The 22,076-nt window shown below is 59.2% G+C and carries 23 protein-coding genes and 2 tRNA genes; 5 read left to right on the top strand and 20 right to left on the bottom strand.

Annotated elements, in window-relative coordinates:
- Window positions 1–7: 7 nt before the first annotated feature.
- The 3 genes from FBY03_RS12160 (at window position 8) to FBY03_RS12155 (ending at window position 1,426) form a co-directional block, all read left to right on the top strand.
- Window positions 8–718 carry a hypothetical protein gene (locus FBY03_RS12160; protein WP_147172592.1) on the top strand — a complete coding sequence of 237 codons (711 nt, stop codon included), beginning with the start codon at window positions 8–10 and terminating at the stop codon, window positions 716–718.
- Between the two features lie 74 nt (window positions 719–792).
- Entirely contained in the window at window positions 793–957 is a 165-nt protein-coding gene (locus FBY03_RS22970) for a hypothetical protein (protein WP_156088615.1), read from the top strand.
- A 196-nt stretch (window positions 958–1,153) separates the two neighbouring features.
- Window positions 1,154–1,426, top strand: coding sequence for a hypothetical protein (locus tag FBY03_RS12155; RefSeq protein WP_147172591.1), 273 nt, complete (start codon window positions 1,154–1,156; stop codon window positions 1,424–1,426).
- A 171-nt stretch (window positions 1,427–1,597) separates the two neighbouring features.
- Here the strand turns inward: FBY03_RS12155 and FBY03_RS12150 are convergent.
- The 10 genes from FBY03_RS12150 to FBY03_RS12105 form a co-directional block, all read right to left on the bottom strand.
- Window positions 1,598–1,674 (bottom strand) — tRNA-Pro (locus FBY03_RS12150).
- Window positions 1,675–1,763: 89 nt separating this feature from the next.
- Window positions 1,764–2,120 (bottom strand): MerR family transcriptional regulator, encoded by a 357-nt coding sequence (locus FBY03_RS12145; RefSeq protein WP_147172590.1) that lies wholly within the window; start codon window positions 2,118–2,120, stop codon window positions 1,764–1,766.
- A complete protein-coding gene (gene ihfA, locus FBY03_RS12140) occupies window positions 2,101–2,403 on the bottom strand; it encodes an integration host factor subunit alpha (RefSeq protein WP_025167765.1) in 303 nt (100 codons plus the stop codon). The genes FBY03_RS12145 and ihfA overlap by 20 nt, the downstream gene beginning before the upstream one ends.
- A 3-nt stretch (window positions 2,404–2,406) precedes the next feature.
- A complete protein-coding gene (gene pheT, locus FBY03_RS12135; RefSeq protein ID WP_147172589.1) occupies window positions 2,407–4,785 on the bottom strand; it encodes a phenylalanine--tRNA ligase subunit beta in 2,379 nt (792 codons plus the stop codon).
- 39 nt (window positions 4,786–4,824) lie between these two features.
- On the bottom strand, window positions 4,825–5,841 hold the full coding sequence (gene pheS, locus FBY03_RS12130; RefSeq protein ID WP_025167767.1) for a phenylalanine--tRNA ligase subunit alpha: 1,017 nt from the start codon (window positions 5,839–5,841) through the stop codon (window positions 4,825–4,827).
- Window positions 5,842–5,936: 95 nt separating this feature from the next.
- Entirely contained in the window at window positions 5,937–6,293 is a 357-nt protein-coding gene (gene rplT / locus FBY03_RS12125; protein WP_025167768.1) for a 50S ribosomal protein L20, read from the bottom strand.
- Between the two features lie 26 nt (window positions 6,294–6,319).
- Entirely contained in the window at window positions 6,320–6,514 is a 195-nt protein-coding gene (gene rpmI / locus FBY03_RS12120) for a 50S ribosomal protein L35 (RefSeq protein ID WP_010489097.1), read from the bottom strand.
- A 60-nt stretch (window positions 6,515–6,574) separates the two neighbouring features.
- On the bottom strand, window positions 6,575–7,126 hold the full coding sequence (infC, locus tag FBY03_RS12115; RefSeq protein WP_178090655.1) for a translation initiation factor IF-3: 552 nt from the start codon (window positions 7,124–7,126) through the stop codon (window positions 6,575–6,577).
- Entirely contained in the window at window positions 7,126–9,048 is a 1,923-nt protein-coding gene (thrS, locus tag FBY03_RS12110) for a threonine--tRNA ligase (protein ID WP_147172587.1), read from the bottom strand. Before thrS ends, infC begins: the two co-directional genes overlap by 1 nt.
- Window positions 9,049–9,289: 241 nt before the next feature.
- Window positions 9,290–9,366: transfer RNA gene (locus tag FBY03_RS12105), tRNA-Val, on the bottom strand.
- A 183-nt stretch (window positions 9,367–9,549) separates the two neighbouring features.
- Here FBY03_RS12105 and FBY03_RS12100 point away from each other — a divergent pair.
- Window positions 9,550–10,833 carry an FAD-binding oxidoreductase gene (locus tag FBY03_RS12100; RefSeq protein ID WP_147172586.1) on the top strand — a complete coding sequence of 428 codons (1,284 nt, stop codon included), beginning with the start codon at window positions 9,550–9,552 and terminating at the stop codon, window positions 10,831–10,833.
- 58 nt (window positions 10,834–10,891) lie between these two features.
- Here the strand turns inward: FBY03_RS12100 and FBY03_RS12095 are convergent, their stop codons facing one another.
- From FBY03_RS12095 to pqqA, 10 genes are all read right to left on the bottom strand, one after another.
- On the bottom strand, window positions 10,892–11,863 hold the full coding sequence (locus FBY03_RS12095; protein ID WP_147172585.1) for a PA2778 family cysteine peptidase: 972 nt from the start codon (window positions 11,861–11,863) through the stop codon (window positions 10,892–10,894).
- A complete protein-coding gene (locus FBY03_RS12090; protein WP_147172584.1) occupies window positions 11,848–12,249 on the bottom strand; it encodes a PA2779 family protein in 402 nt (133 codons plus the stop codon). The genes FBY03_RS12095 and FBY03_RS12090 overlap by 16 nt, the downstream gene beginning before the upstream one ends.
- 185 nt (window positions 12,250–12,434) lie before the next feature.
- Window positions 12,435–14,174 (bottom strand): NahK/ErcS family hybrid sensor histidine kinase/response regulator, encoded by a 1,740-nt coding sequence (locus FBY03_RS12085; protein ID WP_147172583.1) that lies wholly within the window; start codon window positions 14,172–14,174, stop codon window positions 12,435–12,437.
- Window positions 14,158–15,321 carry an alcohol dehydrogenase-like regulatory protein ErcA gene (ercA, locus tag FBY03_RS12080; protein ID WP_147172582.1) on the bottom strand — a complete coding sequence of 388 codons (1,164 nt, stop codon included), beginning with the start codon at window positions 15,319–15,321 and terminating at the stop codon, window positions 14,158–14,160. The genes FBY03_RS12085 and ercA overlap by 17 nt, the downstream gene beginning before the upstream one ends.
- A 194-nt stretch (window positions 15,322–15,515) precedes the next feature.
- On the bottom strand, window positions 15,516–17,396 hold the full coding sequence (locus FBY03_RS12075) for a S9 family peptidase (RefSeq protein ID WP_147172581.1): 1,881 nt from the start codon (window positions 17,394–17,396) through the stop codon (window positions 15,516–15,518).
- Window positions 17,397–17,415: 19 nt separating this feature from the next.
- Complete coding sequence (pqqE, locus tag FBY03_RS12070) at window positions 17,416–18,564, bottom strand: pyrroloquinoline quinone biosynthesis protein PqqE (RefSeq protein ID WP_147172580.1); 1,149 nt, start codon at window positions 18,562–18,564, stop codon at window positions 17,416–17,418.
- Entirely contained in the window at window positions 18,536–18,814 is a 279-nt protein-coding gene (pqqD, locus tag FBY03_RS12065) for a pyrroloquinoline quinone biosynthesis peptide chaperone PqqD (protein ID WP_147172579.1), read from the bottom strand. The genes pqqE and pqqD overlap by 29 nt, the downstream gene beginning before the upstream one ends.
- Window positions 18,811–19,563, bottom strand: coding sequence for a pyrroloquinoline-quinone synthase PqqC (pqqC, locus tag FBY03_RS12060; RefSeq protein ID WP_147172578.1), 753 nt, complete (start codon window positions 19,561–19,563; stop codon window positions 18,811–18,813). Before pqqC ends, pqqD begins: the two co-directional genes overlap by 4 nt.
- A 12-nt stretch (window positions 19,564–19,575) precedes the next feature.
- Window positions 19,576–20,490, bottom strand: a complete 915-nt coding sequence (gene pqqB, locus FBY03_RS12055) for a pyrroloquinoline quinone biosynthesis protein PqqB (protein WP_147172577.1) — start codon at window positions 20,488–20,490, stop codon at window positions 19,576–19,578.
- 46 nt (window positions 20,491–20,536) lie between these two features.
- Window positions 20,537–20,608: a pyrroloquinoline quinone precursor peptide PqqA gene (gene pqqA, locus FBY03_RS12050; protein WP_083491836.1), complete on the bottom strand. Its 72-nt coding sequence runs from the start codon at window positions 20,606–20,608 to the stop codon at window positions 20,537–20,539.
- A 582-nt stretch (window positions 20,609–21,190) separates the two neighbouring features.
- On the opposite strand from pqqA, the gene FBY03_RS12045 reads away from it, so the two are divergent.
- The gene (locus FBY03_RS12045; protein WP_147172576.1) at window positions 21,191–22,033 is read left to right on the top strand and encodes a helix-turn-helix domain-containing protein; all 843 of its coding nucleotides are present in this window, start codon (window positions 21,191–21,193) and stop codon (window positions 22,031–22,033) included.
- The last annotated feature ends 43 nt before the right edge of the window (window positions 22,034–22,076 follow it).

Raw genomic sequence — 22,076 nt, 5'->3', positions numbered from 1 at the left:
AGTCACCATGCAGCTATTCCTCAACAACTGGGCGGCAACCTTGACGGCGCCGGCCACGGCCACAGACGGCCAGATGACAATTGATGCCATGCTTGCCGCTGAACTGGTGGGCTTGGTCGGCTACCTTGGCGGGGGCTTTTATGCCGTTACTGCAGCGCTAACCGACGAGCATGGCGCGGAAATAGCCTGGGAGGTGCTCTATGTCTTCAGCAATACCGATGGCGAGCTACTCGTTCAGCGAGCCCAAGAGGGTACCTCCGCGCTTGACCTGCCCGCCGGCACTCAGATCAGCGGGCGCCTGACCGCCGGATCGATTACGAGCTTTCTCGCTGATGTACATGCACTGGGCAGGTTCGCGAAGTTTTCGGAGTCCGAACAGTTAACGCTCGCGGACCAGGTAAGCGCCCACATCTTTTCACCCGCCAGCAATGCCGCCGCACTGTTGTTCGAGTTCAGTTACGCGAATATTAACTACAGGGCGCTGAATATCAGCATTGACCTGTACCCGTTTAACAGCAGCCAGACATTCGACCTGACCATTCCTGAAGGCTGGGGCGTGCTATGCGACCTCCCGGCCGGCACTGCGGTCAACGGCACGGGCGAGGCGCCTTACGTGCTGACCCTTCCAGCCTCGGAACTGTACGTTATCGAGATTCGCGGCCTCGACTATGTGCGGGTGAACATCAGGACCTTTGAGAGTTATCAGCAGCTAGCTTGACCCTGTTGCAGGGTGCCGGTAATGCAGTGTTAAGCTAGTTGGGCCAGGACGGCAATCATGCATAAGGAGTTGCAATGCTTCGCCCCATCCCCCGCATCTTGCTTACCTCAGCAGCCATCGTAGCCGCCGGCCTCATCGGCACCTATATCGGCTTCAACCAGGCTTCCGAACTAAAGCTCATCCATCAGCCTGCAGCCGAGTGTGAACCGGTTGTGCCGATGGAGCCGCGAGCAATTTGACGCGCACCCCGCGCCTTCGACTGCCTGTAGATGAACAATACAAAGCCCTTCGCATAGCGGCGCCACTCTCGCGAAAGGATATCGCCCTGACCCGCACACTCGTAATTTCGACAGCGACTCTGCTTGTGCTCAGCTACGTCATCCCGTGGTTTGCAGTACCACCCCAGCTCTGATCTTCACGGCAAGGACGGCCGACATGACAAACAAGGAACACCTGCTCGCTGAACTGCTTACGCTTACCTCGCGAAGCATTACCCACCTGACGGCGTCGATGGCCACGTTGTCCTTTGACTTGCTACGCAGTACCGATCCGAGCGTACGTGCGGCGGCTTCCAAAATGATTGCCCGCATGGAGGCAGTGAGCAAGGAGCTGGATCAGCACTGGAAGCTAATTGCCGAACTGACCGGGGAAGAAACGCCAGAACGCATTGATGCGATGGTAGAGATTCACCTGCATGCGGTGAAATAGCAAAGGCACCTAACTACAATGCCAATCATCCCGCGAAGCCTGGCGCTCATGGCTATGCCAAGCATCCCGTAAGCCAGTGCCAAAGCCGACGCGCGCTTACACTATAGGCACCAAAACCGCAGGCATGAAAAAGCCCGGTCGTTTCCGAACCGGGCTTTTCATTGACAAATATGGTCGGGACGGAGTGATTCGAACACTCGACCCCTAGCACCCCATGCTAGTGCGCTACCGGACTGCGCTACGCCCCGACTAGGCGTTAATCCGTTTCCGAGTAACCGAAAACGGATCGAACTATACATTAAGCTTCTGAAATATGGAAACTTTTTGACTCTGCTCGTTACTTACGAAGCACCAGCAGAACATCCTCCAGTTCAGTGATCATCTGCCTAATGAGCTGCTTGTACTGAGTCGTATCATCTCTTGCTTCATCACCAGAGAGACGCTGACGCGCGCCTCCAATGGTGAAGCCTTGGTCATACAGCAGCGCGCGGATCTGACGAATCATCAACACATCCTGTCGTTGGTAATATCGTCTGTTACCACGGCGCTTGACTGGATTGAGTTGAGGAAACTCTTGCTCCCAATAACGCAGGACGTGCGGTTTGACCGCACAGAGTTCACTGACCTCACCGATCGTGAAATACCGTTTTCCGGGTATGACAGGTAATTCGTCGTTATGACTTGGTTCCAGCATACGCCTCGACCCTGGCTTTAAGTTTCTGGCCTGGACGGAAAGTCACCACACGGCGCGCCGTGATAGGAATCTCCTCTCCTGTTTTTGGGTTACGACCGGGGCGCTGACGCTTATCGCGCAGATCAAAGTTGCCGAACCCCGAGAGCTTGACCTGTTCGTTGAGCTCCAGCGCTTGGCGGATCTCTTCGAAGAACAGTTCCACCAATTCCTTGGCTTCCCGTTTATTCAGGCCCAGCTCTTCATACAGACGTTCCGCCATTTCAGCTTTCGTCAGAGCCGTCATACGCTACTTCCTTAACGTGGCGTTGAACCTTTGTTCCAGGGAGGCAAGAATATTCTGCGTTGTGGTACTCACCTCATCGTCATTAAGAGTGCGCGATGGATGCTGCCAGGTCAAGCCGACTGCAAGGCTTTTTCTATGCGGATCAATACCTTTACCGTGATATACGTCAAATAACCTGAGGTCTGTCAGCCACTCACCAGCGGCATCACGGATAGCCGCCAGCAACGCTGCCCCCGGCACCTCGCGATCCACCAACAAAGCGAAGTCGCGACGTACTTCCGGGAAGCGCGACAACTCATGGAACTTAGGCATGCGCCCCACGGCGATTTCACTCAAGACCAGTTCAAACATATACACCGTTTGATCGAGGCCCAGCACGCTAGCCAGCTCGGGGTGAAGAGCGCCCAGAAAACCAACCAAGCGACCATCACGCTCAATACGCGCCGTTTGCCCCGGATGCAAAGCCGCATGTTCATCCGGCACAAAACTGAAACTATCCGCAGCCCCAGCACTGGCCAATAACGCTTCGACATCGGCTTTTACGTCATAAAAATCGACGCTATCGCGACCATGCGCCCACCCCTCAGGCAAACGGCTGCCGCAGATAACCCCCGCCAGCATTGGCTCTTGCTGCAAGTCTTGCAACTGACCAACAAAGCGCAAACCGCTTTCGAATAGCCGCACACGTGACTGCTGGCGATTGAGGTTATGCTCAAGCGCCTTGATCAGGCCTGGCCATAGCGATGAACGCATGGCCGCCATGTCGGCAGAAATGGGGTTGGCTAACAGCAACGGCTCAACACCTGGGCTGAACAACTCAAACAACTTGGGATCGATGAAGCTGTAGGTAATCGCTTCCTGGTAGCCTCGCGCCACCAACAGTCGACGCAGTGCCGGCAGTTCAACAGCGGCTTCGGCCTTCGGTTGCGGCGCTAAACGCGCTTGCGGATAGCGTACTGGCAAGCGGTTATAACCATACAAACGCGCCAGCTCTTCGATCAGATCGACTTCCAAACTGATATCGAAACGGTGACTCGGCACCTCGACCTGCCACTGCCCTTCCCCACTAGAGCTAATCCCCAATCCCAGCGCAGTCAGTAACCGGACGATTTCTTCGTCGCCTATTTTCAAGCCAAGCATTTGTTCGATTCGATCTGCACGCAAGGTGACCGGCACCAGATTCGGCAGCTGTTCCTGATTGACCACCTCGATGATCGGCCCAGCTTCACCACCCACTATATCCAGCAACAATCCAGTCGCCCGCTCCATTGCCTCACGAGCCAACTGCCAGTCGACGCCACGCTCGAAACGGTGCGAAGAGTCCGTGTGCAAGCCATAGGTGCGAGCCTTGCCGGCAATCGCGATGGTGTCGAAAAAAGCGCTTTCGAGGAACAAGTCACGCGTCTTGCCACTCACACCGCTGTGCTCACCGCCCATCACACCGGCAATCGCCAGGACTCGCTGGTGATCGGCAATGACTAAAGTATCAGCGCGTAGGCTTACTTCCTGGCCGTCAAGCAGAATGAGCTTTTCGCCGTCCTCGGCCATACGCACACGAATACCACCATTGATCTCGGCCAGATCAAACGCATGCATCGGCTGACCCAGTTCAAGCATGACGTAGTTCGTCACGTCGACAGCCGCATCGATACTGCGGACATCGGCGCGTCGCAGACGCTCAACCATCCACAACGGTGTCGGCTTGGACAAGTCGACGTTGCGCACTACCCGACCGAGATAACGCGGACAGGCTTGCGCAGCCAGCACGTCTACCGGGCGGACTTCATCGTGGCTGGCCACGACCGCAACAACCACAGGGCGCGTGACTGGAGCAGCGTACAAGGCACCAACCTCGCGCGCCAGCCCAGCCAAAGACAAGCAGTCGCCTCGGTTAGGAGTCAGATCAACCTCGATGCTGGCGTCATCCAGATCGAGGTAGACGCGGATATCCTGCCCCACAGGCGCATCATCCGGCAGCTCCATCAGGCCATCGTTGTCTTCACTGATCTGCAACTCGGACGCCGAGCAGAGCATGCCATTGGACTCGACGCCACGTAGCTTGGCTTTCTTGATGTTGAAGTCACCCGGCAGCTGGGCACCGATCATCGCGAATGGAATCTTCAGACCGGGGCGCACATTCGGCGCGCCGCACACGACCTGAAACGCTTCGCTGCCATTGCTGACCTGGCACACGCGCAGCTTATCAGCGTCAGGGTGCTGCTCAGTGCTCAGCACTTCGCCCACAACTATGCCACTGAAAACACCGGCAGCCGGCGTGACGCTATCAACCTCGAGACCCGCCATCGACAGGCGCGCCACCAACTCATCACGGGATACCTGAGGGCTTACCCAGCTACGCAGCCACTGTTCACTGAACTTCATCCTGCTCTCCTAAAACAATTCGGTTACGGTCGTGCGGCTCTAGCGAAATTGCGCCAGGAATCGCAGGTCGTTATCGAAGAACAGGCGTAAGTCGTTAACGCCATACCGCAACATAGCCAGACGCTCCACACCCATGCCGAAGGCAAAACCCTGATATTTTTCAGGGTCGATGCCGGACATGCGCAGCACATTAGGGTGCACCATGCCGCAGCCCATGACCTCCAGCCAGCCGGTCTGCTTGCAGACCCGGCAACCTTTACCGCTGCACATCACGCACTGCATGTCGACTTCGGCCGATGGCTCGGTGAATGGAAAAAAGGACGGCCGGAAACGCACACCGAGAGGCTTCTCGAAGAACACCCGAAGGAACTCTTCGATGGTGCCCTTGAGGTCCGCGAAGCTGACCCCCTCATCAACCAGCAAGCCTTCAACCTGATGAAACATCGGCGAGTGGGTGATATCGGAATCGCAGCGGTACACCCGGCCCGGGCAGACAATCCGGATCGGCGGCTGCTGAGACTCCATAGTGCGCACCTGGACCGGCGAGGTATGGGTGCGCAGCAACATATTCGCGTTGAAATAAAAGGTATCGTGCATCGCCCGCGCCGGATGGTGGCCGGGAATATTGAGTGCCTCGAAGTTATGGTAGTCGTTTTCCACTTCAGGGCCTTCGGCGATGCCGTAGCCTATCCGGGTGAAAAACTGCTCCACACGCTCAAGCGTGCGAGTCACTGGATGCAATCCACCCGAAGTCTGACCACGCCCCGGCAACGTCACATCAATGCGCTCTGCCGCCAACTTGGCACTCAAGGCCGCCTGCTCAAGCGTTTCTTTACGGGTGTTCAACGCCCCCTGAACACGCTCTTTGGCGGCATTGATCAAAGCACCGGCCTGAGGGCGTTCCTCAGCAGACAGATTGCCCAGAGTCTTCATCACCTGGGTCAACTCGCCTTTCTTACCCAGATAGTGAACCCGTAATTGCTCCAGGGCATTCACATCTTCGGTGTGGCGCACGGCCTCTAGCGCTTGCGAGACCAGCACATCCAGATTTTCCATTTACAGACTCCAGATACGAAATAGGGGAAGAGCTTAAAGGCTCTTCCCCTATTGGTGACGTTTAGCACCGGGCGAGCCCGGTGATTGTCGGGGACTTAAGCCAGTACGGCTTTCGCTTTCTCGACAATCGCAGCAAACGCCGCTTTTTCGTTCACTGCCAGATCAGCCAATACCTTGCGGTCGATCTCGATTGCTGCCTTTTTCAAGCCAGCAATGAAACGGCTATAGGACAAGCCATTTACACGAGCGCCAGCATTGATACGGGCGATCCACAGTGCACGGAACTGACGCTTCTTCTGGCGACGGTCACGGTAGGCGTACTGGCCTGCCTTGATCACTGCCTGCTTGGCAACGCGGAATACGCGCGAACGCGCACCGTAGTAGCCTTTAGCGAGTTTCAGAATTTTTTTGTGACGCTTACGAGCAATAACGCCGCGCTTTACACGAGCCATGAGTAACTTCCTCTATCTTGACCGAATTAACGAACGCGCAGCATGCGCGCCACCTTTGCCACGTCAGACGGATGCACCATGGTGCTCCCGCGCAGTTGACGCTTACGCTTGGTGGACATTTTGGTCAGGATGTGGCTCTTGAAAGCGTGCTTGTGCTTGAAGCCTGAAGCAGTCTTCAGAAAACGCTTCGCTGCACCACTCTTAGTTTTCATCTTTGGCATGTTCGGATACTCCGCATTCAGTTGATAAACATAACCGCAAGGCCTGCCGTGCCCTGGTGGTTATTTCTTCTTTTTGGGGGCGATGACCATGATCAGCTGGCGTCCTTCCATCTTTGGATGCTGTTCAACGGTGCCGTATTCAAGCAGGTCAGCTTCAACCCGCTTCAACAACTCCATGCCCAGCTCCTGATGCGCCATCTCACGGCCTCGGAATCGCAATGAAACCTTGGCCCTGTCCCCATCACTAAGGAAACGTACCAGGTTGCGTAGTTTTACCTGGTAATCCCCTTCCTCCGTCCCTGGACGAAACTTGATTTCTTTAACCTGGATCTGCTTCTGGTTTTTCTTTGCAGCAGCAATCTGCTTCTTCTTTTCGAAGATCGACTTGCCGTAGTCCATGACCCGGCAAACCGGGGGAATCGCATCGGCGGAAATCTCCACCAAATCCAGCTTGGATTCCTCAGCAATTCTAAGCGCTTCATCAATCGAGACGATGCCAATTTGCTCGCCTTCAGCGCCAATTAACCGAACCTCGCGTGCCGAGATATTCTCATTGATCGGCGCTTTAGGTGCAGCTCGTTTATCTTGTCTCATTTCACGCTTAATAATTATTACTCCGAATCTTGGCGACCACGCCGGGAAACCGCCTGTGCGAGGAACTCGGTGAACTGACTGATGGGCATCGAGCCCAAATCAACACCTTCACGGGTACGCACGGCGACAGTTTGCATTTCAACCTCCCGATCTCCGATAACCAAGAGATAGGGAACCTTGAGCAAAGTATGCTCGCGGATTTTAAAGCCAATTTTTTCGTTTCTCAAGTCAGACTTGGCACGAAACCCGCTTTGATTGAGGGTTTTTTCGACTTCTTGAGCAAATTCAGCCTGTTTATCGGTGATATTCATCACCACAGCCTGCGTAGGCGCCAGCCAAGCCGGAAATGCCCCTTCATAGTGTTCGATCAAAATACCGATAAACCGCTCGAAGGAACCGAGAATCGCACGGTGCAACATCACCGGATGCTTGCGACTGTTGTCCTCGCTGACGAACTCTGCACCCAAACGGATCGGCAGATTGAAATCGAGCTGCAGGGTACCACACTGCCAGACACGCCCCAGACAATCCTTCAACGAGAATTCGATCTTCGGACCGTAAAAAGCCCCCTCACCCGGCTGCAAATCATAGGACAGGCCAGCGCTTTCCAGCGCATCGGCCAGCGCCTGCTCGGCGCGGTCCCACAACTCATCAGAGCCCACGCGCTTTTCCGGACGGGTCGAGAGTTTGAGCTGAATGTCGGTAAAGCCGAAATCGGCATAGACCGCCAGGGTCAGCTTGATGAAATCAGCCGACTCAGCCTGCATCTGCTCTTCGGTGCAGAAGATGTGGGCATCGTCCTGGGTAAAGCCGCGCACGCGCATGATGCCGTGCAGTGCTCCAGACGGCTCATTGCGATGGCAGGCACCGAACTCGGCCAGACGCATCGGCAGTTCGCGGTAGCTCTTCAGGCCTTGATTGAACACCTGCACGTGACAAGGGCAGTTCATCGGCTTGATCGCGTAATCCCGACTTTCCGACTCAGTGGTGAACATGTTTTCGGCGTAGTTGGCCCAGTGCCCGGACTTCTCCCACAGCGAGCGATCGACCACCTGCGGCGTCTTGATCTCCAAATAGCCGTTCTCATGCTGCACTTTGCGCATGTACTGCTCAAGCACCTGATACAAGGTCCAGCCATTCGGGTGCCAGAACACCATGCCCGGTGCTTCTTCCTGGGTATGGAACAGATCCAGGCGCTTGCCGATCTTGCGATGGTCGCGCTTCTCAGCCTCTTCGATACGCTGAATGTAAGCCGCCAATTGCTTCTTATCGGCCCAGGCCGTGCCATAGACCCGCTGCAGCTGTTCGTTCTTGGCATCACCACGCCAGTAGGCGCCGGATAGCTTGGTCAGCTTGAAGGCTTTAAGGAAGCGGGTGTTCGGCACGTGCGGACCACGGCACATGTCCACGTACTCTTCGTGGTAGTACAGACCCATGGCCTGCTCGTCTGGCATGTCTTCAACCAGACGCAGCTTGTAGTCTTCGCCGCGAGACTGGAAAACATCGATGACCTCGGCACGCGGCGTCACCTTTTTGATGACATCGTAGTCCTTCTCGATCAACTGCTGCATGCGCTGCTCGATCGCAGCGACATCCTCCAGGGTGAAAGGACGCTCGGAGGCGATGTCGTAATAGAAGCCTCCCTCGATCACCGGCCCGATCACCATCTTGGCGGTCGGAAACAGTTGCTTGACTGCATGGCCGATCAGGTGCGCACAGGAGTGACGGATAATCTCCAGCCCCTCTTGATCTTTCGGCGTGATGATTTGCAGGGTCGCATCGCTGTCGATTAGATCGCTGGCATCGACCAACCGGCCATTGACCCTACCGGCCAGCGTGGCCTTGGCCAGGCCCGCACCAATGGATTGCGCCACCTCGGCAACGGATACCGGGTGATCGAATGAACGCTGACTGCCGTCGGGAAGAGTGATAGTGGGCATGGCGCCTCCTCTCCTAGTGGTGACCTCTACCAAAGGCCACGTGGGTTGGGATGAGCCAGTAAGTGATTCGGCGGTGTGCCTGCCTTACAGTGGCAGGAGCTCAAGAGCCAACCTGAACCGAACCAGAGTCACTGGAGGTTTAAACGCACGAAAAGCGATTGCAGGATGCTTCCAGAAAGGTGCAGCCCTGACAAGTCGCCCAATAAAAAAGGGTCGCTTAAGCGACCCTTTCTACCAAATTTGGTAGGCACGATTGGATTCGAACCAACGACCCCCACCATGTCAAGGTGGTGCTCTAACCAACTGAGCTACGTGCCTACGATGGGTGCGCATTCTACGGAGGCGCTAAAAAGAGTCAACACTTTTTTCGCTAACTGACTGAATAAGCGAATTTTTTACTGCTAACCGAACGTTTAGGATTTTGCACAGGGCACTAGCCGAGGATTTTTAACTCAGGTAGCATCGCGCCATTCGTAAAAAATAAAGAACAGGTATTAAAAAATGACGCACACGGCCTATCCACAATCCTATTACGCCGCTTCAGCCAATCCAGTTCCACTCCGCCCAGAGCTAAACGGCGAGGTCGAAACGGACGTCTGTATTATCGGCGCTGGCTATACCGGCCTATCCACTGCGCTATTTCTGCTGGAAAGCGGCTTCAAGGTCAGCGTGCTGGAAGCCGCAAAAGTCGGCTTTGGCGCCTCAGGCCGCAACGGTGGACAGATCGTCAACAGTTATAGCCGCGACATCGATGTCATTGAACGCACCGTCGAGCCCAAGCAGGCTCAGTTGCTTGGGCAAATGGCATTCGAAGGCGGCCGGATCATTCGTGAGCGCATCGCCAAGTACAACATCCAGTGCGACCTGAAAGACGGTGGTGTGTTTGCGGCAATCACCGACAAACAAATGGGCCACCTGGAATCGCAGAAAAAACTCTGGGAACGCTATGGCCATACCCAGCTGGAACTGATGGATGCCAAGCGCATCCGAGAAGTCGTCGCGAGCGACAACTATATAGGCGGCATGCTCGACATGAGTGGCGGGCATGTGCACCCGCTCAACCTGGCACTGGGTGAGGCGGCGGCGGTTGAATCCCTCGGCGGTGTGATTTATGAGCAGTCCCCGGCCATTCGTATCGAGCGTGGCGCCAACCCAGTGGTACATACCCCGCAAGGGCGGATCAAAGCCAAGTTCGTGGTGGTCGCCGGCAACGCCTACCTGGGCAACCTGATCCCCGAGCTAGCGGCTAAATCGATGCCGTGCGGCACCCAGGTGATCACCACTGAGCCACTCTCCGATGAACTCGCGAAAAGCCTCCTGCCTCAGGACTATTGCGTCGAGGACTGCAACTACCTGCTCGACTACTACCGCCTCAGCGGCGACAAGCGCCTGATCTTCGGCGGCGGCGTGGTTTATGGCGCACGCGACCCGGCCGATATTGAGGCGATAATCCGGCCGAACCTGCTCAAGACCTTCCCACAACTGAAGGATGTAAAGATCGATTACGCCTGGACCGGCAACTTCTTGCTGACGCTGTCACGCCTGCCTCAGGTTGGCCGGCTCGGCGACAATATCTACTATTCGCAAGGCTGCAGCGGTCACGGCGTAACCTACACCCACCTAGCCGGCAAGGTGCTGGCCGAAGCGCTGCGCGGCCAGGCCGAGCGTTTTGACGCTTTCGCCGGGCTACCGCATTACCCCTTCCCCGGCGGTCAATTGTTCCGGGTGCCCTTCACCGCGATGGGGGCCTGGTACTACAGCTTGCGTGACAAGCTCGGCTTCTAACCATTGGCCAAAAGCAAAACGGCGCCCATTCAGGCGCCGTTTTGCTATGCAGCTTTTATCAGTTAGCCAGGGGGCACACCGGAGGTAACGCGCACTGCCCGGAAGCAACCAGGGTTTGACCTGCCCCCACGGCAAAACGTTTGTCGTCAGGGGCCAAGCGCTGAGCGCAAGCGAGTGCCTGCTTGGCGCTCTGCTGGCAACCGCGTTCACCCAATATCTGCGAGAGGTTGAACCAACCCACAGCGAAATCGGGTTCCTGTGCCAGACTCTTGCGCAGCGCTACCTCAGCCTCGCGCGTATCACCACGGGAATAATGACTGTTGGCCAAAGCAAACCACCCCAGGGACTCCTCAGGCCAATGCTGGGTAGCCGCACGGAAGGCACGTTGCGCCGCCTCGATATGCCCGGTTTCCTCAAGATCGCTGGCAGCCTTGAGCCAGGGTCGCAACTCAGGTTGGGCCGGTAATTTGTCCGCAGGTAAGGTCAATACCGCCCAGCGCCCACCACGCGCCCAAGTGCTGTCGAAGCTAGTGAAATCGCTTTGCCAGCGTCGCGTCGTACCCGAGCGCAGAATCAAGGTGCGCTCGCGCTGGTCATAACCGACCACCACCGCGAAATGCCAACGGGGATACCAATCGAAGGCCAGATTCTGCAACACCAATACCGGATTACCCGCTGCCACCTCCGCCAAAAGAGCGTCCAAACGTGGCGGCACGGGATACACCAGCATGTCGTGCGCCCGGGCAGTGGCGACCATCTCGACCTGCAGACTGCCTTCACGCTCAGGAATGAATACCCGATCCTTGAGTAAGCCGGGACTGGTCACGACCCCACGTTGATTGAGCATGGTCGCCAGCGCCGCCGGCCCACACTGATAAGCCGTCTGTGGAAAAAACGGCACGCTAGTGAGCTCAACACGCTCGGGCAGCCGCGAGGTCTCCGGCGGCAACACCGGAGACCTCGCACACGCGCCTAGCAGTAGAACGAGTACAGCGGGAAGAAACCGCGCAATGCTCAACGATTTATGCATTTGACGAAGCTAAAGATATTAGTAGCGCAGAGCAGGTCGGTAATGATGAAAATCACCAAGAACAGCACGATGATACCGACCACACCACTGCCCGCCGGCGCATCCTGCAACTGCTGATTGAATTGCGCCAGCTCGGCACCAGTCAAGCTATTGATCCGCTGTTCGACCTGCGAACGCTCGACCCCCATGCTCTGCAGCTTCTCTTGCACGCCTTGATCATCGAGCATGCTCATCAGCTGTTGACGGTCCACCTGTTGCTGTTGCTGCTGCAAAACTTCGGACGTGCCTATCATCGCGGCATTGGCCATCGGGACCTGCACAACCATAAGGATATGCAACGCTGCTAACGCGACAGCCAAACGCCGAAAGATCGAATGCTTGTACATTGTGCTTATCTCCTTAGTCGACCATAACCCTTGACCCGTAAGGAGCAAGGGGGTTCCAAACAGCATAGTCAATCGACCAGGCAGCCACTAAAAAGTTGCTGGCAGCCCGCCGTACATTTCCCGGCACTCATTATGATCAGAGCAACTCGCAGAAGTAACGACTGCGAACGATCTTATGGCGGTAACTACAATGGATCGCGCAACAACTGGCTGAGCACGGCGCGCAACTTTCCCGGCTTGAGCGGTTTGTTCAACAGCGGCACACCCATGCGCTGCAGATCGCGTCGGCACTGATCACTGCGATCCGCGGTAATTATCACCGCAGGAATGGCCGAGGCGAAATGTCGGCGCAAGTGCTCCACCACGTCGCAGCCAATCACCCCATGATCGAGGTGAAAATCCGCCAAGATCAAATCCGGGACCTGTTCGCCAAGCACCTGCAATGCGGCTGTCTGGTCCACCGCAACGACAACGTCGCAACCCCACTGTTCGAGCAAAGCGGACATGCTGTGCAGAATGCTCAGCTCGTTATCCAACACCAACACGCGTCGCCCTGGCAGCGGATCACCGACCGGCGAGCGCATGACTAGTGCAGCAGGGGGCGTCTGGATAGACTGCTGCGCCAATGGCACCCGGATAGCAAACACCGAGCCACGGCCTGGATGCGAGCGCACCGTGACCGGGTAACCGAGCATCCGCGCGATCCGATCGACAATTGCCAAACCAAGACCGACGCCTTTGCGCTCGGCAGCGCGGCCGACGTTGAGCTGGTTAAACTCCAGAAAGATGCTGCCTAACTGGTCGGCGGGAATGCCACGGCCGCTGTCCCATACTTGCAGCTCGAGATACTCACCACGCTTGCGCGCACCGAGCAGGATGCGCCCCTGCTCGGTATAGCGACAGGCATTGCTGAGGAAGTTGCGCAGAATACGGGTGAGCAAACGGAAATCGGTGCTGATGGCATAGCTTGGAGTACGCACCCTCAGACTCAGACCCTCGGCGGCGGCCACCGACTGGAACTCCGAGGCCAGGGGCGCCAGCACTTCCTCCAGGCGATACACATCGATATCCGGCTGAATCGCCGCCTGATCGAGCTTGGAGATATCCAGCAAGTCGGTGAGCAGATCCTCGGCCCCCTCCAATGCCTGATGGCTGCGTTCGACTAGTGTGCGCTCGGCCTCTGGCAGACTGCGCTCGCGCAGAGTGGAGATCAACAGGCGTGCGGCGTTCAACGGTTGCAACAAGTCATGGCTGGCCGCAGCCAGGTATTTGTCCTTGCTGTGGTTGGCGGCTTCGGCGGCGTCGCGCGCCTCACGCAGGGCCTGTTCGATACGCTTGCGCTCGACTATCTGCTGCAACAGGTTGCGGTTGGCTTCCTGCAGCTCGGCAGTGCGCGAACTGACTCGCTGCTCCAACTCATCATTGAGCTGTTGCAAGCGCTTTTGTGCCTGTTTGCGCTCGGTGATATCGGCGACGAACCCCTCGAACAAGCCCTCCTCATCCGGCTTCAGCAACAGGTTCATCAACACGTCGATGCTGCTGCCGTCCTTGCGCCGCAGTTGTGTTTCATAGCCAAACAGCCCGGAGTCTCGACTGAGCATCTGACGAATACGGGTCATTTCCTCTGCGCCACCGACGAACATGTAGCTGGCCAAGTCGGTCAGTGACCAGAGCACATCCTGCGGGTCATCGTAGCCGAGCATCCGCGCCAAGGCAGGATTGGCGGCCCGTAAGCCTTCCTGCAGGCTGGCCTGAAAGATGCCGTGCACCGCGTGTTCGAACAGCCACTTGTAGCGGTTGCGCTCGGTCTCCAGCTCTTCCAAACGCGCCAGCAGCTCCGGGTAGTGACTCTTGCGCACCGAGTGGCTGCCCAACCCGAGCAGTTCGGTGAGCGCCTGACGCTGCTGGTCAGAGGGCCTCGGCATAGACGACCTCGACATCCCGCTGGCTCGACTCGCGCGGGTTGGTGAGGATGCACGGGTCCTGCATCGCATGCTGCGACAGGAAGGGGATGTCGGCCGTGCTGACCCCGTGCAAGGCCAGGGTTTCCTGAAAGCCAACCGCGTGCTTGAACCGGATCAGGTGCTCGATCAGGCGCAGGCGCACCTGCTGGTGATTCAGCCCGCGGCTGTCGATGCCCAGGGTTTCGGCGACCATCCTGAAGCGCTCCGGCGCGGCGTTGTAGTTGAACGCCACCACGTGCTCGATCAGCACCGCGTTGCACAGGCCGTGGGGCAGGTCGAGATAGCCACCGAGACTGTGCGCCATGGCATGCACCGCACCGAGAATGGCATTGGAAAACGCCAGACCGGCCTGCATGCTGCCGAGCATGATCTTCTCGCGCAGGGCGATATCGTTCGGGTTGGCGATCATCGCCACCAGGTTGCCATTGATCAGGCGCATGGCCTCCAGGGCATGGGAGTCGGTCAGCGGTCCGGAGCCGGTGGAGACGAATGCTTCGATCGCGTGCACCAGCGCATCGATGCCGGTACAGGCGGAGAGGAACGGGTCCATGCTCAGGGTGGTTTCCGGGTCGATCAGCGAGACGTCGGGCACCGCGCCCTTGCTGACGATGGAAAACTTCATCCGCTCGTCCTGGTTGGAGATGATCACGAACTGCGACACGTCAGCCGAGGTGCCGGCGGTGGTGGGAATCAGGATCAACGGCGGACTGGGCACGCGCAGGGTATCGACGCCCTCGAATTCGATGATGTTGCGACCATGGGCCACGACGATGCCGATACCCTTGGCGCAGTCCATCGGGCTGCCGCCGCCGACCGCGACTATCACGTTGCAGCCTTGACTGAGGTACAACTCGGCGCCGAGCATCACCTCTTCGGAGCGCGGATTGGGCGACACCTGGGTAAACAGGCAGTATTCGATGCCCTGGCGCTGCAGACTGGCCTGCACATCGGCGACCCAGCCAACGGCCACTACACCCGGGTCGGACACCAGCAAGACCTTGCGCGCGCCGTAGTTGCTGGCGTAGTTGCCGACGCTGTGGCGGCAACCGGCGCCGAAGATGATTTCCGGCGAAACGAATTTGCGGTGAAGACTGATATCGGGGCTCACACTACGGCCTGCTGCTTGTTGTTTTAACTAACGCCCAGCCTACTGCATTGGCCTGTCAATGCAATGCAACCTGAGTCGGGTGGCACGGGAGGTGCCGATCGAACTCTTTGTGGGAGCGGTCTTGACCGCGAAGTCTCCAAACCACTACAAAAGCATCGCGGCCAAGGCCGCTCCCACAAGTGACGCCCGGGTCTTCAGGCGGGCGTCGTCAGCAGCCGCTGGTAGAAATGCCACTCCTGCTCCAGGGCATGGGCCTGGTTGCGTGCCTGGCGAAAGCCGTGACCCTCCTCGGGATACAGGTGGTAGTCCACCGCCATGCCGCGCGCGCGCAGGGCGCCGACCATGGATTCGGTCTGCGCCGGCAGCACCACGGCATCCCTCCCGCCCTGGAAGAAGATCACGGGCGCCTCGATCCGCTCCGCATGCAGCAACGGCGTGCGCGCGGCATAGCGCTGCGCATCCTGTTCGGGGTCGCCGATCAGCCAGTCGAGGTAATCGGCCTCGAACTTGTGCGTCACCTGGCGCAAGGCCAGCGGGTCGCTGACACCGTAGAGGCTGGCACCGCCGCGGAATGTCCGGCTGAAGGCCAGGGCGCACAGGGCGGTGTAGCCGCCGGCGCTGGCGCCACGAATAAAGGCCTTGGCCGGGTCGATCAGGCCGCGGCCGGCCAGGTGCTCGACCAACGCGCAAGCATCCTCGACATCCAGCGCGCCCCATTGCTCATGCAGGCGCATCCGATAGGCACGGCCATAGCCGGTGCTGCCGCGATAGTTCAGGTCGGCCACGGCGAAGCCGCGCTGAGTCCAGAACTGGATGCGTGGGTCGAACACCGGATAACAGGCCGAAGTCGGCCCGCCATGCAGAAACACCAATAGCGGCGGCTTTTCCCCAGCCGGCCCACGAAAGCCGCCGTTATGCGGCGGATAGAAGAACCCATGGCAGCGCTCCTCACTGCCACTGGTAAACGACAACGGCTGCGGGCGCGAGACCTCGGCCAGCGGCAAGCCGACCTCGGCACCGGCCAGCACCCGGAGCTGGCGGCTGCAGCGATCGATCGCCACTACCTCACTGCCACGCTCGGGCGAGGCGGCGATCAGGTAGAAGTTCGTCGCATCGGCAGCCAGTTGGCGAAAGCGGCTGTAGTCCTGAGCCAGGCACTGCCCGTTGTCACCACCCGGTTCACACTCGGCCAGCCGCGCGAAACCCTCCTCGAACCAGCTCAGCAGCAAGCTGCCGCCATCCAGCGCCAGGAAATTGCGATTGCCCAGCTGCCAGGGCGCACTGGCGTGGTCGGCGACCGCGCAGGACAACGGCGTCAGTTGGCCCTCGGCCGCTTCACGCCAGGGTTGCCAATAGCCGTGGCGATCGCTGAGCACCAGCAGGCGGCCCTGGGCATCGAAACAGGGCTGTTGCAGCGATTCTGCGGCCGTTTGCCCGGCGACCACCCGAACATCGCGCCAAGCTCCTTTGGCATCGCGCTGGGCGCTGCACAGGCGCGTGGCCAGCCAGGGCTGGTGTGGCCGATCCCATTCGATCCAGGCCAGACGCTGACCATCGGCGCTGAGTACCGGCGCGGCATAGAAATCGCAGCCCTCGGCCAGCACCTGTCGCGTGCCATCGGCGAGGGCGATGCTGACCAGTCGATGCGTGACTCTCTCGGCCTCATGCATTTCCTCGACGGCGACTATCGCCTGGGCCACCGGATCGAATTGCAGATCACCGAAGCGGCAGTTGTCTTGCCGGGTCAGCGGCGCCGGGGCGGCCCCAAGGCGCTGCCAATAGATCTGCTGGTCGACCTCGTTGACGAACGCCAGACCCTCATCGGTCAAACAGAACGCGCCGCCACCGTATTCATACACCCGACTACGCACCGACATATTGTCTGGCGTCAGGCACTCACGCTGCTGCGGTGTGCAGTGCCACAGCGTCGAGCGGGCGTCGGCCGGGTCATATTGCAGCCATACCACTCCACCCAGGCCGGCGCGCAGCTCGGCGAAATCGCGACCGGCCGCAGCCGCCCGGTCGCTCGACCAGGAGCTGTCCCAGAACCCATAGGCTGCGATCGTGCCGCTCAAGACGATAGCTACTCCAGTTTCAGACCTTGCAGATCAGTTTAGAGGCTTGCTCGTTGCGAAACTGCAACGTATCCAAGGCCCCCGGCGCCTCTTCGGCCTCGCGGCGGGCTTGCACAATCACCTCATGATGGGCCGACTTGCTGCATACCGGGTCGGCATTGCTGGCGTCTCCAGTGAGCATGAAGGCCTGGCAGCGACAGCCGCCGAAGTCCTTGTCCTTCTCGTCGCAGGAGCGACAGGGCTCGGGCATCCAGTCGTCGCCGCGAAAGCGGTTGAAGCCGAACGAGTCGCGCCAGATGTGCTCGATGCTGTGCTCGCGCACGTTGGGGAATTGCACCGGCAGCTGGCGCGCGCTGTGGCACGGCAGCGCGGTGCCGTCCGGGGTGATGTCGAGGAACAGGTTGCCCCAACCGTTCATGCAGGCCTTGGGCCGTTCCTGGTAATAGTCCGGCACGACGAAGATCAACTTGCACGGATGGTTCTCGGCGGCCAGCCGGTCGCGGTACCGGTTGGTGATGAGCTCGGCCCGCTCCAGTTGTGCGCGGGTCGGCAGCAGGCCGGCGCGATTCAGCTCGGCCCAGCCATAGAACTGGCAGGTGGCCAACTCGACGAAATCCGCCTCCAGCTCCAGGCACAGGTCGATGATCCGTTCGATGTTGTCGATGTTATGCCGGTGAGTGACGAAGTTGAGCACCATCGGATAGCCGTGGGCCTTGACCGCACGCGCCATGGCCAGCTTGTGGGCGAAGGCCTTCTTGGAGCCGGCCAGCAGGTTGTTGACCTCCGCGTCGGCGGCCTGGAAGCTGATCTGGATATGATCCAGCCCGGCCTCGCTGAAACTGGCGATGCGCGCCTCGGTCAGGCCTATGCCCGAGGTGATCAGGTTGGTGTAGTAGCCCATGTCCCGCGCCGCCTTGATCAGCTCGGCCAGGTCCTGGCGCACCAAGGGTTCGCCACCGGAGAAACCCAGCTGCGCCGCGCCCAGTTCACGGGCCTGGCGGAACACCTCGATCCACTCGGCCGTGCTCAGCTCCTGCCCCTGCTGGCTGAAATCCAGCGGGTTGGAACAGTACGGGCACTGCAGCGGGCAGCGGTAGGTCAGTTCGGCCAGCAGCCACAAGGGCGGCCCCGGTTGGCGGCTAGTGCAGCTCGATCCAGAACTGGGCATTGGCGACCTCCATAAAGGCAAGAATGTCTTCATCGATTCCCGGTACATCGGGGAAGCGCGAGCTGAGGGTATCGATGATCTCGGCGACGCTGTGCGCGCCATTGACCTGCTTGAGGATCTCCCCGGCGCTGTCGTTGAGCTTGATCATGCCTTCCGGGTAGAGCAGCACGTGGCAGCTTTGCGCCGGTTCCCATTGCAGACGGAAGCCGCGGCGCAGCGTGGGGACCTGGCTGGTGGTCAGTGCACTCATAGCGCTATTCCTCTGTGCCAGACGCGCTCGCTCGTCACCGTGTGGTACGGCGGGCGCTGTAGTTCATAGGCCATGCTCATGGCGTCGAGCATGCTCCACAGCACGTCCAGCTTGAATTGCAAAATCTCCAACATGCGCTGCTGGGCCTCCAGGCTGGTGTAGTGCTGCAAGGTGATGCGCAGACCGTGCTCGACATCGCGGCGTGCCTGGCCCAGGCGGGTGCGGAAGTAGTCGTAGCCGCCGGCGTCGATCCAGGGGTAGTGCTGCGGCCAGGCGTCCAGGCGCGACTGGTGGATCTGCGGAGCGAACAGCTCGGTCAGCGAACTGCTGGCCGCTTCCTGCCAGCTGGCGCGACGGGCGAAGTTGACGTAGGCGTCGACGGCGAAGCGCACCCCCGGCAGCACCAGCTCCTGGGACAAGACCTGCTCGCGCTGCAGGCCCACGGCCTCGGCCAGGCGCAGCCAGGCCTCGATGCCGCCCTCCTCGCCGGGCGCGCCGTCGTGGTCGAGGATGCGCTGCACCCACTCGCGGCGGGTATCGCGATCCGGGCAGTTGGCCATAATCGCCGCATCCTTCAGCGGAATGCTCAACTGGTAGTAGAAGCGATTGGCGACCCAACCCTGGATCTGCTCGCGGCTGGCGCGGCCCTCGTACATCGCCCGATGGAACGGGTGATGAATGTGGTAGTAGGCGCCCTTGGCGCGCAGCGCCTGCTCGAATTCGGCAGGGCTCATGGCGATCTGACTCATCTGCCTGGCTCCTTACAACTGGATGCTCATGCCGTCCCACGCCACCTCGATGTCATGGGCACGCAGCTCGGCGCGCTCCGGCGAATAGAGGTCGAGGATCGGATTGGTGTTGTTGATGTGGATGAGGATCTTCTGCGCGGCCGGCAGGCCGTCGAGCACCTCGATCATGCCGCCGGGACCGCTCTGGCACAGATGCCCCATCTCGCTGCCGAGCTTGTCGCCGACCTCGCAGACACGCATCTCATCGTCGCGCCACAGGGTGCCGTCGACCAACAGGCAGTCGGCGCGGCGCATCCAGGCCAGCAGACTGTCGTCCACCTGGCCCAGGCCCGGTGCGTAGAACAGCTTGCCGCCGCTGCGGCGATCCTCGACGAACAGGCCGATGTTGTCACCGGGGTGCGGGTTGCCGCGATGCGGCGAGTACGGCGGCGCGCTGCTGCGCAGGGCAATCGCGGTGATTGCCAGGTCCGGGCAGACCGGAACGCTGAATGGCGCGCCGTCCAGCTCGATGCGCCGGTGCTGCAGGCCGCCATTCCAGTGTTCGAGCATGTTGAACAGCGGAAAGCCGCTGCTCAGGTCCTGGTGCACCATCTCGGTACACCAGACTTGATGTGGGCAGCCCTCGCGCAGGGTCAGCAGGCCGGTGCAGTGATCGATCTGGCTGTCGAGCAGGATGATCCCGCCGATGGCCGTGTCGCGCAGCTGGCGTGCCGGCTGCAAGGCCGGAAAGGACTCGAGCTGACTGCGAATGTCCGGCGAGGCGTTGCACAGGATCCAGTCCTTGCCGTTGTCGCTCAGGGCAATCGAAGACTGGCTGCGCGCTTGTGCGCGCAGGCTGCCATCGCGCACGCCACGGCAATTGCGGCAATTGCAGTTCCACTGGGGAAAGCCACCGCCGGCAGCGGAACCGAGAATCTGGATATGCATGGAGAGTCCCCCGTGAGATGCCCCGGCATGACCGGGGCAGGACGGATCAGCGATTGGCGATGTACAGGGTGACTTCGAAACCAATGCGCAGGTCGGTAAAGGCGGGTTTAGTCCACATGCTGCGGTCCTCTTCTTATAAAGCCGGGAGATTCCGGCCCTGCTAGTTATGCACCCGAAGAAGATTCAACAGAATGGTACTTTGGGAGGAAGTCGGGCTGGCTTTGGTAGGAACGCCCTTTCTACGGCTGAGGGCAGGTGTCAGTGGATGCGGCCTGACCCGCCGCTTTAGCGAACGCCTGGGGAGCACTGACAGAGCCAACAGCTTCGCGGCCAAGGCCACTGCCACAGGACGACCGCACGCTGCTTCGTGGGAGCGGCCTTGGCCGCGGATAGGGGTAAACGGTCGTCCGTAGCCCGAATCTAATCCGGGACAGTCGCCTACAGTCTTCCCGGTTTAGATCCGGGCTACACAGGCCCGAACAAACTCAGCAGGTTCACCCAGCAGGTCTCTGGTCTCTGGTCTTCGGATAAGCAGCCCCCATTGGCATCACCAGTTAGGAAGCCAGTTGCGCCACGACGTTTAGGATGGGGGCCTCCATGCTACTTCTCCACTAAGAATGGACGGGACCCGCCCGTTTTGCCGAGGCCTGCCCCAGTCACCACGACATGCGATGTCTGATCGAAAGGATTTTTCGCAACAATGGACAGGACCGAGACACAGCACTTACAGCGCTTTGCTGATTATCTTAAGTTTTGGCGCGGAGTCTTCGGGCTCAGCCAAGAGCAACTGGCCGAAATGGTCGGCACCTCAACCCGACATGTCACTCGCCTGAAAAACGGGATAAGCAGGTCAAGTGAGGTGCTGACCGACCATATCGCCGATGCGCTAAAGCTTGGCCGGAGGGATCGCAGCCATCTGCGCATTGCTGCGGGCTATGCGACCAACGAAATAGCGCAGAATTTTAACGGCCCAGATCTCAAATGGTTAAGATCGGCAATGCTCAGAACATTGCAGGCGCTGGCCCCATATCCATCCACCCTGACTGATGGCGCGGGCAACATCCTGATGGTCAACAAGGCCTGGGTTGGCTTCTATCAGGACAAAGTCGATACCGAGCGGCTTAGGCAGACCGTCAACTTGTATAACTTTCTGTTCAACGACGACAGCGATGGCGCGCTGAGCGAGGAATGGAAAGACACATTGTCGCTAGTGATCATGGTATTCAAGCAGCATGTCATGCTCAACGGCAGCGATCAGGAAAAGCAGACCCTGAAGCGAATTCTTGGCTACCCCAGTACTCCAAGAGACTGGAAGATACGCGCCTCTAGGCTTGAGCCCAGAGCCAGCTTCAAAGTCAAAATTCAGCATCAGGAAATGGTCAGGGGCATCTACAGTGTCAGCCAGACGGTTGGCGCACCTGACCCGGCAGCCTACATGACCGAACCTAGGCTCAGCATCAACACCCCCTATCCCGAAGATGCCGCACTGAGCCTTGAAAAGCTGCTGCTTAACCCCCTAGAACATCCCCTGCTGTTCTACTGAGTGGCAGCTGCTCAACCGCATGGCTAACGCCATTGGAACAATC

It is taken from the genome of Pseudomonas sp. SJZ079 (genome assembly GCF_007993865.1).
Taxonomy (GTDB): Bacteria; Pseudomonadota; Gammaproteobacteria; order Pseudomonadales; family Pseudomonadaceae; genus Aquipseudomonas.
This window is presented reverse-complemented; position numbering and strand designations above follow the sequence as displayed.